This is a genomic window from Nitratireductor aestuarii (genome assembly GCF_014641695.1).
Taxonomy (GTDB): domain Bacteria; phylum Pseudomonadota; class Alphaproteobacteria; order Rhizobiales; family Rhizobiaceae; genus Chelativorans; species Chelativorans aestuarii.
On record NZ_BMIF01000005.1, the window covers coordinates 139976 to 153091 of the forward strand.

At 62.5% G+C, this 13116-nt stretch carries 18 protein-coding genes; 5 read left to right on the forward strand and 13 right to left on the reverse strand.

Annotation, left to right across the window (positions count from 1 at the left end; translation table 11 throughout):
- Positions 1-42 precede the first annotated feature (42 nt).
- From IEX27_RS09995 to IEX27_RS10015, 5 genes are read left to right on the forward strand one after another with little or no spacing between them, the layout of a single operon-like run.
- Positions 43-966, forward strand: coding sequence for an ABC transporter permease (locus IEX27_RS09995; protein WP_188720904.1), 924 nt, complete (start codon positions 43-45; stop codon positions 964-966).
- A complete protein-coding gene (locus IEX27_RS10000) occupies positions 963-1865 on the forward strand; it encodes an ABC transporter permease (protein WP_188720905.1) in 903 nt (300 codons plus the stop codon). The genes IEX27_RS09995 and IEX27_RS10000 overlap by 4 nt, the downstream gene beginning before the upstream one ends.
- Positions 1865-2854, forward strand: coding sequence for an ABC transporter ATP-binding protein (locus IEX27_RS10005; RefSeq protein ID WP_188720906.1), 990 nt, complete (start codon positions 1865-1867; stop codon positions 2852-2854). The genes IEX27_RS10000 and IEX27_RS10005 overlap by 1 nt, the downstream gene beginning before the upstream one ends.
- Positions 2851-3864 (forward strand): oligopeptide/dipeptide ABC transporter ATP-binding protein, encoded by a 1014-nt coding sequence (locus IEX27_RS10010; RefSeq protein WP_188720907.1) that lies wholly within the window; start codon positions 2851-2853, stop codon positions 3862-3864. Before IEX27_RS10005 ends, IEX27_RS10010 begins: the two co-directional genes overlap by 4 nt.
- Positions 3861-4589, forward strand: a complete 729-nt coding sequence (locus IEX27_RS10015; protein WP_188720908.1) for a sulfite exporter TauE/SafE family protein — start codon at positions 3861-3863, stop codon at positions 4587-4589. The genes IEX27_RS10010 and IEX27_RS10015 overlap by 4 nt, the downstream gene beginning before the upstream one ends.
- An 8-nt stretch (positions 4590-4597) precedes the next feature.
- Here the strand turns inward: IEX27_RS10015 and IEX27_RS21565 are convergent, their stop codons facing one another.
- The 13 genes from IEX27_RS21565 to IEX27_RS10075 form a co-directional block, all read right to left on the reverse strand.
- The gene (locus IEX27_RS21565; protein ID WP_280516484.1) at positions 4598-4729 is read right to left on the reverse strand and encodes a hypothetical protein; all 132 of its coding nucleotides are present in this window, start codon (positions 4727-4729) and stop codon (positions 4598-4600) included.
- Entirely contained in the window at positions 4713-4955 is a 243-nt protein-coding gene (ccoS, locus tag IEX27_RS21665; RefSeq protein WP_188720909.1) for a cbb3-type cytochrome oxidase assembly protein CcoS, read from the reverse strand. The genes IEX27_RS21565 and ccoS overlap by 17 nt, the downstream gene beginning before the upstream one ends.
- Before the next feature lie 6 nt (positions 4956-4961).
- Positions 4962-5780: a DUF2189 domain-containing protein gene (locus IEX27_RS10025; RefSeq protein ID WP_188720910.1), complete on the reverse strand. Its 819-nt coding sequence runs from the start codon at positions 5778-5780 to the stop codon at positions 4962-4964.
- Positions 5781-5791: 11 nt separating this feature from the next.
- Positions 5792-5986 (reverse strand): hypothetical protein, encoded by a 195-nt coding sequence (locus IEX27_RS10030; RefSeq protein ID WP_188720911.1) that lies wholly within the window; start codon positions 5984-5986, stop codon positions 5792-5794.
- Positions 5983-6864 (reverse strand): cytochrome-c oxidase, cbb3-type subunit III, encoded by an 882-nt coding sequence (gene ccoP / locus IEX27_RS10035; RefSeq protein ID WP_188720912.1) that lies wholly within the window; start codon positions 6862-6864, stop codon positions 5983-5985. Before ccoP ends, IEX27_RS10030 begins: the two co-directional genes overlap by 4 nt.
- A complete protein-coding gene (locus IEX27_RS10040) occupies positions 6855-7025 on the reverse strand; it encodes a cbb3-type cytochrome c oxidase subunit 3 (protein WP_188720913.1) in 171 nt (56 codons plus the stop codon). The genes ccoP and IEX27_RS10040 overlap by 10 nt, the downstream gene beginning before the upstream one ends.
- Before the next feature lie 10 nt (positions 7026-7035).
- Entirely contained in the window at positions 7036-7788 is a 753-nt protein-coding gene (gene ccoO / locus IEX27_RS10045) for a cytochrome-c oxidase, cbb3-type subunit II (RefSeq protein WP_188720914.1), read from the reverse strand.
- 3 nt (positions 7789-7791) lie between these two features.
- On the reverse strand, positions 7792-9432 hold the full coding sequence (gene ccoN, locus IEX27_RS10050; RefSeq protein ID WP_373869875.1) for a cytochrome-c oxidase, cbb3-type subunit I: 1641 nt from the start codon (positions 9430-9432) through the stop codon (positions 7792-7794).
- Positions 9429-9917, reverse strand: coding sequence for an RrF2 family transcriptional regulator (locus tag IEX27_RS10055; protein WP_188720915.1), 489 nt, complete (start codon positions 9915-9917; stop codon positions 9429-9431). The genes ccoN and IEX27_RS10055 overlap by 4 nt, the downstream gene beginning before the upstream one ends.
- Before the next feature lie 10 nt (positions 9918-9927).
- A complete protein-coding gene (locus IEX27_RS10060) occupies positions 9928-10389 on the reverse strand; it encodes a group III truncated hemoglobin (RefSeq protein ID WP_188720916.1) in 462 nt (153 codons plus the stop codon).
- 145 nt (positions 10390-10534) lie between these two features.
- Positions 10535-11311 (reverse strand): MetQ/NlpA family ABC transporter substrate-binding protein, encoded by a 777-nt coding sequence (locus IEX27_RS10065; RefSeq protein WP_188720917.1) that lies wholly within the window; start codon positions 11309-11311, stop codon positions 10535-10537.
- Positions 11312-11347: 36 nt separating this feature from the next.
- A complete protein-coding gene (locus IEX27_RS10070) occupies positions 11348-12016 on the reverse strand; it encodes a methionine ABC transporter permease (protein WP_188720918.1) in 669 nt (222 codons plus the stop codon).
- Positions 12006-13100, reverse strand: a complete 1095-nt coding sequence (locus IEX27_RS10075; protein ID WP_373869876.1) for a methionine ABC transporter ATP-binding protein — start codon at positions 13098-13100, stop codon at positions 12006-12008. Before IEX27_RS10075 ends, IEX27_RS10070 begins: the two co-directional genes overlap by 11 nt.
- Between the last annotated feature and the right edge of the window lie 16 nt (positions 13101-13116).

Here is a 13116-nt window from a genome sequence, read left to right on the forward strand (position 1 = left end):
CGGCGGATCAGCCGCCCGTCATACCAGAAGAAGCGCAGACCGATGCTGACCTATCTCGTGCGGCGGGCCACCATGGCGGTGGTGGTGATGATGATCGTATCCGTCATCTGCTTCGTCCTGAGCAATGTTGCCTATGACCCTGCCGTGGGTATCGCCGGCGCACAGGCAACTGACGAAGACGTTGCCCTCATCCGCAAGACATACGGTTTCGACCGGCCGCTCGTCGTCCGTTTCGTTGAATACCTGGGCAACATCGCCACCGGCGACCTTGGAACATCCTATCTTTCCAAACGCCCCGTGATCGAAATGATCCTTGAGCGCCTGCCGGTGACCGCGCTGCTCGCGGTGCTGTCGATGGCGCTTGCGCTACTCATCGCTCTGCCGCTTGGCAGTGCAGCCGCTCTGTGGCCCAACACGATCATCGACCGGTTCGTTCAACTGCTTGCGGTAGCCGGCCAGGCAATCCCCAATTTCTGGGCCGGCTTGCTGCTGATCGTCGTATTCGGCGTGCAGTTGCGCTGGCTGCCGATATCCGGGTCCACCACCTACGCGCATTTCGTCATGCCCGCGATCACGCTCGGCACCTTCGCCATGCCGCCTCTGATGCGCCTCGTGCGCGCCGGCATGATCGAGGTGCTGGCGTCCGACTATATTCGCACCGCACGGGCCATGGGCATCCGCCCGTTCCAGCTCACGTTCAAATATGCGCTGAAGAATGCGGTCCTGCCCGTCATTTCGCTTTCGGCCGTGCAGCTCGGCTTCATGCTCGGCGGCTCGATCGTGGTTGAATCGATCTTCGCGCTCAACGGCGTGGGTTACCTCGCATGGCAATCAATGACCCGTTCCGACATGCCCGTCATCCAGGCGATCGTGCTGATGATTTCCATGATCTACATCGTGCTGACGCTGCTGGCCGACCTGCTGAACGCCTATATGGATCCTCGCCTGAGGGGGAGCCGCAAATGACCTCACAAGCTTCGGTCAGCACGGTGGAAGTAGCCGAGGAGCCCATCGTCAAGCGGTTGGGCTTCTGGCAGAAAGCGCTTGCGCACCGCACCTTTGTCTTCTCCGGCATCATCCTGCTTGCCATCACTCTGGTGGCGATCTTTGCGCCCCTGATTGCGCCGTTCGATCCCTATTTCCAGGACATCGCCAGCCGCCTGAAGCCACCCTTCTGGCATGACACCACGGTGGCGGAACACCTGCTCGGAACGGACCAGCTCGGCCGCGACTACCTTAGCCGTCTTATCTACGGCGCCCGCATTTCCATGGCGATAGCGGTTGCGGCGACCCTGATGTCCGCCATCATCGGCATCACGCTCGGGCTTGTCGCCGGCTATTTCGGCGGGTGGATCGACACGGCCATCTCTACGGTAATCACGACGCGCCTTTCCATGCCGATCATCCTGATCGCGCTCGCGGTCGTGGCGATCGTCGGCCCGTCCCTGACGGTGGTCATCGTCGTGCTCGGCCTGCTTCTCTGGGACCAGTTTGCCGTGGTGACACGCGTGGCCACGCAGCAGGTCTGCGCCCGCGACTATGTCACCGCCGCCCGCGTTCTCGGCAGCTCCCTGCCGCACATCCTTTTCAAGGAGATCCTGCCCAACATCCGCGCCCCCCTGATGGTGGTCGCGACCGTTGAAATGGCGCAGGCCGTGCTGCTCGAAGCCGCCCTCTCCTTCCTGGGTCTTGGCGTTCAGGCGCCCCTGCCCTCCTGGGGCCTGATGCTGTCGGAGGCCAAGACGTCCATGTTCTTCAGCCCGTGGCTGATCGTTCTGCCGGGCAGCTGCCTGTTCGTCCTCGCCCTTGCCATCAACCTGATGGGTGACGCCATGCGCGACCTGACCGCTGGAGGGCGTGGCTGATGCTGCTGGAAGTCAGAGATCTCCATGTAACGCTGCCGGACCAGGGGCAACAGCTCCGCGCCGTCCGCGGCATCGATCTGGAAGTGCCGGCAGGCGAAACGCTCTGCCTCGTGGGCGAATCCGGCTGTGGCAAGTCGATGACAGCGCTTGCGCTGATGCAGCTTCTGCCGCGCAATGCAAAGCTTTCCGCCGAAAAGATACGGCTGGGCGAGACCGAGCTTACCAAGCTGTCGGAACGGAAGATGTCCGCGCTGCGCGGCCGCAAGATCTCGATGATCTTCCAGGAACCGATGACGGCGCTGAACCCGGTCTTCACCATCGGCGACCAGCTGCGTTCCGTCTATCGGCGGCACACCGGCGCGAACAAGCAGGAGGCGCAGGCGCGTGCCATCGAAGTGCTGGAAAGCGTCGGCCTCACCAATGCCGCCGTGCGGCTCGGGCAGTTCCCGCACCAGCTTTCCGGTGGTTTGCGCCAGCGCGTGCTGATCGCCATGGCGCTGATGTGCGAGCCCGAGATGATCATCTGTGACGAGCCGACGACCGCGCTCGACGTGACGACCCAGGCGCAGATCCTGCGTATCCTGAAGGACGCGCAAGATAAGCGAAAGATGGGAATGATCTTCATCACCCATGACCTCGGCGTGGTCGCGCGCATCGCAGACCGCGTGGCGGTGATGTATGCCGGCCGCATCGTCGAGATCGGACCGCGCGCCGCCGTGCTGCAGAACCCTGCGCACCCTTACACCCGGGGGCTGATCGCCTCAGTGCCGCGTCCGAAGGATGAGAGCGCCGAAGGAGCACGGCTCGCGAGTATTCCCGGCAATGTTCCGGCCTTCCATCGGGAGGACCAGCGCTGCCCGTTCCTCTCCCGTTGCCCGAAGCGGATGGAAGTGTGTACCCGTGAGGCTCCGCCGAAGCGCACGAGACACTGGGATCAGCACGTGTTCTGCCACCTTCCGCTTGAAGAACAGGAAGTTCAGCCCGCATGACCACGCCCATCATCGAGGCCCGTGGCCTGACCCATATCTATTCGGTGCGCAGCGGCCTTATCGGTCGCGCGAGACCGTTGCGGGCGCTGCACGACGTATCGCTTTCCATCGGCGAGGGCGAAATCCTTGGCGTCGTCGGCGAATCCGGCTGCGGCAAGAGTACGCTGGCGCGCATCCTGCTTGGATTGGAAACCCCGACTGCGGGCGAGGTCTTGCTGGAAGGGCGTCCGATCGCGAGCTATCCGCGCCGTGAACGGGCGTTGGCCGTGCAGCCCGTCTTTCAGGATCCCTACGGCTCGCTGAACCCCTCCATGTCGGTAGAAGATCTGATCGCGCTGCCGCTCCACATCCACAGCATCGGGCCGAAGCACGAACGACAGCAGAAGGTGGCGCGCATAGCCGATCAGGTGGGACTTCCCCGCCGGGCGCTTGCGGCCAACCCGAGCCAGCTTTCGGGCGGACAGCGCCAGCGCGTCGCGATCGCCAGGGCGCTGGTTGCCGGCCCGCGGCTGGTGATCTGCGACGAGCCTACCTCGGCGCTCGACGTCTCCGTTCAGGCGCAGATCCTCAACCTGCTGCTCGACCTGCGTGCCGAGCATCGCATCGCCATGCTCTTCATCTCGCACAACCTCTCGGTGATCGAGTACATGACAGACCGGATGATGGTCATGTATCTCGGCCGGGTGGTCGAGAGCGGCTCGACGAAGGAGACCTTCGCGGCCCCAAGCCATCCGTACACGGCTGTCCTCAAGGAAGCAGTCTTCACGCCCGATGATGAAAACGGCGTACCGGATCTGGGCCTGCGCGGCAATTTTCCGAATGCCATGGACATCCCGTCGGGCTGCGTCTTCCACCCGCGTTGTCCCGTCGCGCGGGCCGAATGCGCCACCATTTATCCGACGCTTGAGCGGCATGGCGCGAGCGACCACCGGAGCGCCTGCCTCTTTCCCCTGAATGCGCCAGAAGGCGTGCGGCACGACACACCTGCCGAAGCATCCCCTTCGGCATGATCGACATGCTCTGGACATGGCCAGGGCTCGCCGCAGCCATAGCTCTTGTGGCTGCGGGAGCGATACAAGGCAGCACAGGCTTCGGGTTCAACATGCTCGCAGCACCCCTGCTCGCCGTGCTGGATCCCGCGTTCGTTCCTGGCCCGATGATTGCCGTGGCAACGCTGGTATCGGCTGGCGGCGTGGTGAGCGAATTCAATGCCATCAACCGCACTGACCTCGGCTTTGCCCTGGGGGGCCGCGTTCTCTCGGCAACGCTTGCCGCGCTCTTGATCGGCGTAATGAGCCAGGAAGCCTTCGCCGCACTCTTCGGAACAGCCGTACTGATGGGAGTTGTTCTGAGCCTCGGCGGCCTGCGGATTGCCGCGCGCCCGTCAACGCTCTTTGCGGCAGGCACGCTGTCCGGCTTCATGGGGACGCTCACCTCCATCGGCGCGCCGCCCATGGCGATCGTCTATCAGGACACGGGCGGCACCCGGATGCGGGCTACGCTGAACGCCTATTTCGTCGTCGGTGGCCTGATCTCGCTTACCGCGCTCTTCCTGACAGGTCATTTCGGTTGGCAGGAGGTGAAACTCGCCTGCCTGATGACGCCCTTTGCCTTTGCAGGCCTTCTTCTTTCGAGATGGGGGCGGATGATCGTCGATCGCGGCGGCATCAAGCCCATTGTGCTGACCGTTTCCACCGCGTCAGCGGCGATCCTGCTGTTCCGCGCCTTTGCCTGAGCGGCAGATCAAACGAGCCGCAGGAGCACGGTAATCACCGTCACCGCGAGGACGATCAGGCTAGGCACGATCACCGCAGCACCCAGCAGAAATGCCGTTATGCCCACCCACTCGCTTCGTTCGTCAGCCGTTCTTTCCATAACCTGCCTCTTCACCCGTTGAACGCTGCGCTGAACGTTTGCGTTCCGTCTCCGCCACATCGTCGGGATGACGCGGCAGCGGCTTGTCCTCTTCATCGAGAAGCAGCCGCACCGCAGCCCCATCGAGATCTTCCAGCTGTCCGCTCTTCAGGCTCCACAGAAAGGCGAAGAGCCCCACCGTTCCCATGCCGAGCGCGAGCAGCACCAGCCAGAAAAGCGCGTTCATCTGCCATCATTCCTGCGGCCGCGCGATAGCACGGTAGGCGTGCCAGGTCGCGTGACCAAGGAGCGGGAAGATGATCACCATGCCGATCAGCCCGGTCAGCACCGACAGGGCGAACAGCGCCAGCACCATTGCGCCCCAGCCGATGAGCGCGGGAAGGTTGTTCCATACGAGCCGCATGCTCTCGCCCATGGCCGTCAGTGCATCGACGCGGCGCTCCAGCATCATCGGCATGGAGAACACGCTGATGGCAAAGGCGAAGGCGGCGAAGAGCCCGCCGATCGCCGTTCCGACGATCAGCATGGTCCAGCCTGAGAGCGTACCGAAGAGCATCTGCGCGATGTGGTCGAGGCCGGGAAACGCAGTCACGCCGAAGAAGAGCGCGTAGACGAGCACCGCCGCGCGCATCCACAACAGCATGAGCATGCAGAGGAGCAGGCCTGCATAGAATACCTGCGCGCCGGCCCTCGCCCTTGCGAAAATTATCTGGCCGAAGGTAACGCGTCGCCCGTCTTCCAGCGCCCGGCTCTTTTCATAAAGACCGAGCGCCAGGAAGGGCGCTATGATCATGAACCCGGCAAGTGCGGGGAAAAGGATGTAATCGCGGCCGAACGCAAAGAGCGTCCAGACAAAGGCTGCCGACAGGACCAGCACCCCCAGTCCATAGATGATGCTCGGTACCGGATTGGTCCAGAGGTCGCGCCAGCCCGCGCTCAGCCAGCGGAACCCTTCGGAGGCCGGATAACCGCGCGCAAGACGCGGGTCGCGTGTTTCCCGCACCGTTGATGTCTGGGTAAGCAGACTGAAGAACTTGCTGGCCTCAGCCATCGTTTTCTCCCTCAGCACGCGGACTTTGCCGCGCTATAGGTTCCACCTTCACCCGGTGCCTTGACGTGCGCCACACAGCCGGGCTGGGACTGCACAGCGACATAGACGAGATGCGCGTTCGCGCCCACGAAGAGCAGCAGCCCCGCTGGCACCAATAGCCAGGCGATGAGGCGGCCGTTGATGCGTCTGCGCGTCTGCCCCGTCATGGCTGCCGGTTCCCGAGATCATGGACGTAGAGCGACAGCATGCGGATCTCCGCGTTGGTCAGCCGTTCGTCCCACGTCGGCATATGACCCTGCCGGCCACCGTGAACGGTTGCGATGATAGTGTCCAGGTCGCCGCCGTAGAGCCAGTAGTTGTCTGTCAGGTTGGGTGCGCCAGCCTCGGCACTGCCCTCGCCGGTTTCGCCATGGCAGGCGGAACAGGTTTCGGCAAAAACCTGCTGACCCGCCTCGATGCGCTCGACGTTCTCAGGCGTCGAGAATTCGGGATGGGTGAGCGAATAGACATAGGCCGCCACGGCGCGCACCTGATCGCGCTCCAGCATCCCGTCACGCCCGAAGGCTGGCATCTGCCCGATGCGGCTTTCCGGATGCTCCGTGTTGACGCCGACGCGCATGGTTTGTTCGATCGCTTCCGGACCGCTGCCCCAGATCCAGTCGCCATCCGTCAGATCCGGATAATTGGCGCGACCGCGGGCATCCCTGCCATGGCAGGCTGCGCAATTGTCGCCAAAGAGCTGCCGGCCGCTGGATCGAACGATCTGCATAAGATTCTCGTCGGCAAGAATCTGGTCGTACGGTTCGGATTCGATCCGGGCCATCCAGTCCTGCCGCGCCTGCTGGCCTTCAACCACGCGCTCCTCCACCGTCGTGCGCTGGTCGATACCGAGCAGCCCTTTGGTATAGGTCGTGCCCAGTGGCCAGGTAGGTGCGAAGAACCACCACGCGACGGCCCAGATATGCGTGACGATCAGGAACAGGAGGATGCCGCGCGGCACCGGGGTATCAAGCTCCTTGATGCCGTTCCATTCGTGACCGGTGGTTTCCCGGCCGGTGACCGGATCCTGTTCCTTCACTTCCATGGCTTGTCGTCCTGATCGAGGATGCTCTTCTTGGCGCGATCGAAACGCTTTCGGTTGGAAGGCCAGAATGCGTAGATCAGCACGCAGATGAAAAATCCGAGCAGATAGAAGAGACCCCAGCTCTTGGAGAAGGCGACGAGTGTGTTGTGATCAATCTCCATCGCGCCCTCCTCACTCCACCGGTTCCGGAGGAAGTTCAGGCGCTGCGGTGTTCTGGTAGGCCGCAGTGGTCAGCCGTCCCAGCACCTGCAGGTAGGCCACCAGCGCGTCCATTTCGGTGACTTGCGTGGCAACGCCATCGAAGGCCCGCACCTGCGTTGCCTCGCCGTAACGTTCGGAAACGCCGGAGGCGAAATCGGTGTCCGGCACCGCCTGCCCGTAGGCGTCACGGGCTGCATTCTCCACCATCTCGTCCGTATAGGGCACGCCCAACGTCTGCTGCACGGCAAGATGCTGCGAAAGATCGTTGAGATTGAGCGGCGTGCGCGCCAGATAGGCATAGGCCGGCATGTTCGACTCCGGCACCACGTCGCGCGGGTTCATCAGATGCGCCACGTGCCAGAAGTCCGAATACTTGCCGCCGATGCGCGCCAAATCTGGTCCGGTGCGCTTGGAGCCCCATTGCATGGGCCGGTCGTACTTGGACTCGACCGCGAGCGAGTAAGGGCCGTAGCGCTCGACTTCGTCCTGCAACGTGCGGATCATCTGGCTGTGACAGGCGTAGCAGCCTTCGCGCACGTAGATGTTGCGGCCTGCGAGTTCCAGCGGCGTGTAGACGCGCATGTCTGGCGCTTCCTCGACGGTGCCGTCGATGGTGAAGAGCGGCGCGATCTCGATAATGCCGCCAACGCTTGCCGCAGCAACGATGGCAATGGCAAAGCCGATGGAGGAACGTTCGATCTTGCGGTGAAAGAGTTCAGCCATCAGTCATTCTCCCGGCACAGCGGCAGCGGTTTCAGGCGCATCCGGGGTCGCCGGCACCGTGGACGGGACCGCCTTCACCGTCATCCAGATGTTGTAGCAGCCGATCGCTGCCCCAATCAGGAACAGGAGCCCGCCGAAAGCGCGCGCGATGTAGTAGGGATACATGGCGACCAGCGAATCCACGAAGGAATAGGCAAGGGTGTTTTCGCCCGTATAGGTGCGCCACATCAGGCCCTGGATGATGCCCGAGTTCCACATGGCGAAGATGTAGATCAGCGTTCCGGCAATCGCGAGCCAGAAGTGCCACTCGATCAGTGCCGCCGAGTACATGCGCTCCCGCTTCCACAGCGTGGGCACGAGCGTGTAGATCGAGCCGAAGGTGATGAGCGCCACCCATCCAAGCGCACCGGCGTGAACATGGCCCACCGTCCAGTCTGTGTAGTGCGAAAGCGCGTTAACCGGACGGATCGCGAGGAACGAACCCTCGAAGGTCGAGAGGCCGTAGAAGACGGCCGCTGCCATCATGAAGCGGAGGGTCGCATCGCTGCGCACCCGGTCCCAGGCACCATTCAGCGTGAGCAGCGCGTTGCCTGCCGACGCCCATGAGGGCACCAGCAGCATCACCGAGAACGTCATGCCGAGCGTCTGCACCCAGTGCGGCAACGCCGTGTAATGCAGATGGTGCGAACCCGCCCACATGTAAAAGAAGACAATGCCCCAGAAGCTCAGGATCGACAGGCGGTAGGAGAAGATCGGTCGTTGGGCGCGGACCGGCAGGTAGTAATAGAGCATGCCGAGAAAGCCGGCGGTGAGGAAAAAGGCCACGGCATTATGCCCGTACCACCATTGCACCATCGCATCCTGCACGCCGGGCCAGATCGTGTAGCTCTTGGCACTGCTCCAGGCGATCGGGATGGCGAGGTTGTTGACGATGTGCAGCATCGCGACAACCAGGATGAAGGCCATGAAGTACCAGTTGGCGACGTAGATGTGCGGTTCCTTGCGCCGCGCCAGCGTGCGCAGATAGAGGATGAAATAGGTGACCCACACCACGACGAGCCAGAGGTCGGCGTACCACTCGGCTTCCGCATATTCCTTGGACTGCGTGACGCCGATGAAATAGCCGCTGACCGCCAGCACGCAGAAAAGGTTGTAACCAAAGAGCACGAACCAGGGGCTCACCTGCCCCGCAAGCCGCGCACGGGAGGTGCGCTGTACCACGTGGAAGGAGGTCGCTATCAGCGCATTGCCGCCGAAGCCGAAAATGATGCCGCTGGTGTGCGTCGGCCGCAGGCGGCCAAAGGTTGACCAGGCTGCATCGAAGGCGAGATTGGGCCAGGCGAGTTGCGCCGCCACCCAGACACCCATGAACATGCCGAAGATCGCCCAGGCCATGGCCAGCACGATGCCCACCTTGATCGGGTCATCGTAGTAGGAGGCCTCACGGTCCTCCACCGGTTCCGGCGCGTAAATGGCCGAAAGCACGGGATAGAGCAGCGCGGCCGCGAAGATCATCACGATCACGCCGTGGACGCCCAGTTGGTTGGAATTGCCGAAGGCTGCCATCAGCAAGCCAACCACGGCAACAGCCACGAGGATAAAGGAAGCGGATTGGCGTTCCGAATAGGTGAGCTTGTCGATCATGCCAGTTGGCCTCCCGGGCCATCAGCCGAGTGCTTCGGGCTACTGGTCTCCCCCACCACAGCCAGCAGTTCAAACAAGTCAGCAGAGTTTACAACAATATCTGCCAAGGTGTGAGCGTCAAAAACAGCGAGGAAAGCGTTGAGCGCCTTGCGGAATACGCCTTTAAGCTTACACGCGGGGGAAATGACGCAAGCGCCGCCCCCGGCGCCCATGCATTCCACCAGGGCAAAGCTGTCCTCCATCTGGCGAATGACCTGCCCGAGGTTGATCTCTTCCGGCGACCGGGCGAGCGCAATCCCGCCAGCGCGTCCACGCAAGGTCTTGACGTAGCCGAGCTTGCCGAGCCTGAGCGCAACCTTCAGAAGATGGTTGCGGGAGAGGTTGTAGGCTTCCGCCACATCGCCAACCCTGCAGGCCCGGTCGGGCTGTACCGCGAGATACATCAGAAGCCTGAGCGCATAGTCGGTCTGGTAGGTGACCCGCATCGCTGCCCCCCTACTCCGGCCGAATGCCAGCGGCAGGAAGACGGAAGAACATCGCCAGCTGCAGGCTTTGCGCAATCCGCTCCGCCCGCTCGATGAAGACCTCGGCGACATCCGGCTCGCAGCGTTCCCCGACAGTCTCACGGAACAGGCCAAGCCAGATCTGGAAATCTTCCGGCACCACCTGCTTGAGCTTCATGTGGGCGGGGACCGGGCGGCCGTTATAGGCGCCGTTCTTCAGGATCACCGCGCACCAGAAGTCGGTCATCTTTTCCAGATGCGGCTCCCAATGGTCACCGATCTCGCTTTCGAAGATGGAGCCGAGACGCTCGTCACGACGCACCTTGCCGTAGAAGGCACGGACCAGCGACCCGATGAACGCGCGGTCCACCTGCGGATGATCAAGCGCGACCTCCGGAACCGGACGATTGATGCGACGCGCAAGAGTTGCGTTCTGCTGATCGTGTTCTGGCATGAGGTCACCTGCCCTGGAATCAAAGTGGTATTAGAAATACCTCTTTATTGATGAAGAAGACAAGGGCACATGTGTCGCACATGCAAAACGCCCGCGGAGGGGATCCGCGGGCGTCTTGTTTACATGATCAAACCGTCTGACTGGCTTACCAGGACGGGATCAGCGCACCCTTGAACTCTTCGTTGATGAAGTCCTTGATCGTGTCGTTGTTGTAGGACTCGACCAGCGTCTTCACCCACTCGGCATCCTTGTCCTCGGAACGTACGACAATCAGGTTGGCGTAAGGCGACTCGGTTCCCTCGATCGCGATTGCATCTGTGTTCGGATGCAGACCAGCCTCGAGCGCGTAGTTGGTGTTGATCACGGCTGCATCAACGTCATCGAGCGAACGGGGAAGCTGCGCTGCATCGAGCTCGGCGAACTGCAGGTTCTTCGGGTTCTCGGTGACATCAGCCGGACCGGCCTTGAGACCGGCATCCGGGTTCACCTTGATCAGGCCTTCCTTCTCCAGGATCAGCAGCGCACGGCCGCCATTGGTAGGATCGTTGGGGATGCCAACGGTCGCGCCATCAGCGAGTTCGCTGAGGCTCTTCACCTTCTTCGAGTAAACGCCCATTGGCGTGGTGATGGTCTTGGCAACCGGAACGAGGTCGAAGCCGCGATCAGCGATCTGGTTGTCGAGGTAAGGCTTGTGCTGGAACGAGTTGGCGTTGAGGTCGCCGTCTGCCAGCGCCTGGTTCGGCACGACATAGTCGGAGAATTCCAGGATCTCGATATTGAGGCCCTTTTCGGCGGCGATTTCCCGAACCTTCTCCATGATCTGCGCATGCTCGCCGGGCGTGACACCAACCTTGATGTCTTCGGCGAGTGCTGCGCCGCTGATCAGGGCGGCAACAGCTGCCGTAACGAGGAATTTCACCATTGTGTTTCTCCTTATGATGAACAGGGCTTTGGGGGATCAGCCCTGACGATTGCGCTTGTCAAAGCGCCGGGCGAGCGCGTCACCCGCGCTCTGAACCAGTTGAACGAGAACAATCAGCACCACGACCACCGCGAGCATGACTTCAGGCATGAAGCGCTGATAGCCGTAGCGGATGCCGAGATCGCCGAGGCCGCCGCCACCGACCGCACCCACCATCGCCGAATAGCCGATCAGGCTGACGATGGTCATGGTGAAGGCTGCCACGATGGCGGGCTTCGCCTCGGCCAAAAGCACCTTGGTGACGATCTGCATCGGCGTCGCGCCCATGGCGCGGGCAGCCTCGATCAGACCCTTGTCGATTTCGCGGATCGCCGCCTCAACCAGACGGGCGAAAAACGGAACGGTTGCGATCGTGAGCGGCACGATGGCTGCCTTGGTGCCGATCGATGTGCCCGCGAGCAGACGCGTGAAAGGGATGATCGCCACGACCAGAATGATGAACGGCGTGGAACGCGCTGCATTGACGATGAGGCCCACCACCTTGTTCAGCGTTGGCGCGGGGAACAGCTCACCCTTGCCGCTCGTGGCGAGAAAGATGCCGATGGGCAGGCCGATCAGCGAGCCAATGAGGCCGGAGACTGCCACCATGTGCAGCGTCTGCAGCAGCGCCTTCCAGAGCAGGTCGAAAAGCATCTCAGGCGACATAGCCGAGCACCTCCGTGGACAGGCCGGTTTCGGCGTAGAAGCGGTTGGCGCGCGCGATGGTATCCGGCGTTGCCGGATAAGCCACTACCAGCGTGCCGAATGGTTCGCCGGCGATCTCCTCGATCGCTCCGGCAAGGATGTTGACGTCGCCGCCAATCTCAGTGACCAGGCGGGCCGTCAGCGGCTGGAAGGCTGTTGCGCCAAGGAAGGTCAGGCGGACGAGAATGCGGTCGCCGGCCGATGGCGTCTGCCTCAGGTCGGTCTTCAGCCATTCCGGCAAGGTCGTGCCGGAGGTGGCCGCAAGCATGATGCGCGTCGTCTCATGCTTCGGCGCGGTGAAGATGTCGAAGGTGCGGCCCTGCTCGACAATGCGCCCGACGTCCATGACCGCCACGTGGGAGGCGATGGTCTTCACGACTTCCATCTCGTGCGTGATCAGCAGGATGGTGAGGCCAAGCTCGGCGTTGATACGCTTGAGCAGCGCCAGGATCGACTGGGTCGTCTCGGGGTCAAGCGCGGAGGTCGCTTCATCGGAAAGCAGCAGCTTGGGCGAGGTCGCCAACGCACGCGCGATGCCGACGCGTTGCTTCTGTCCGCCCGAAAGCTCTGATGGATAATGCGAGGCGCGGTCGGCGAGGCCCACCAGTTCAAGGAGCGGACCCACCTTGGCCTTGATGGCGGCGCGGTCAAGCCCCGCGATCTCCAGCGGCAGCGCCACATTGTCGAAGGCCGTGCGCGAGGAGAGCAGGTTGAAGTGCTGGAAGATCATGCCGATTTCGCGGCGCAGGCTGCGCAGACCCGTCTCGCCAAGCCCGCCCACATCGGTGCCATCGACCACCACGCGGCCAGAGGTCACCTTCTCGAGCCCGTTCACCAGCCGGATCAGCGTGGACTTGCCGGCGCCGGAGCGGCCGATGATGCCCGTGATCTCGCCGCGGCCGACGACCAGGTCGACGTTGTCCAGCGCGACAAAGGACTTTTCGTCATTGCCGAAGCGCTTGGTCACACGTTCGAACGTGACCATGGGATCATTTTGCGCGGGGTTATGCCGGATCGCATCGGCCGCGCTATCGGGAATTGTCATTTTGAGCTCGCAGTTC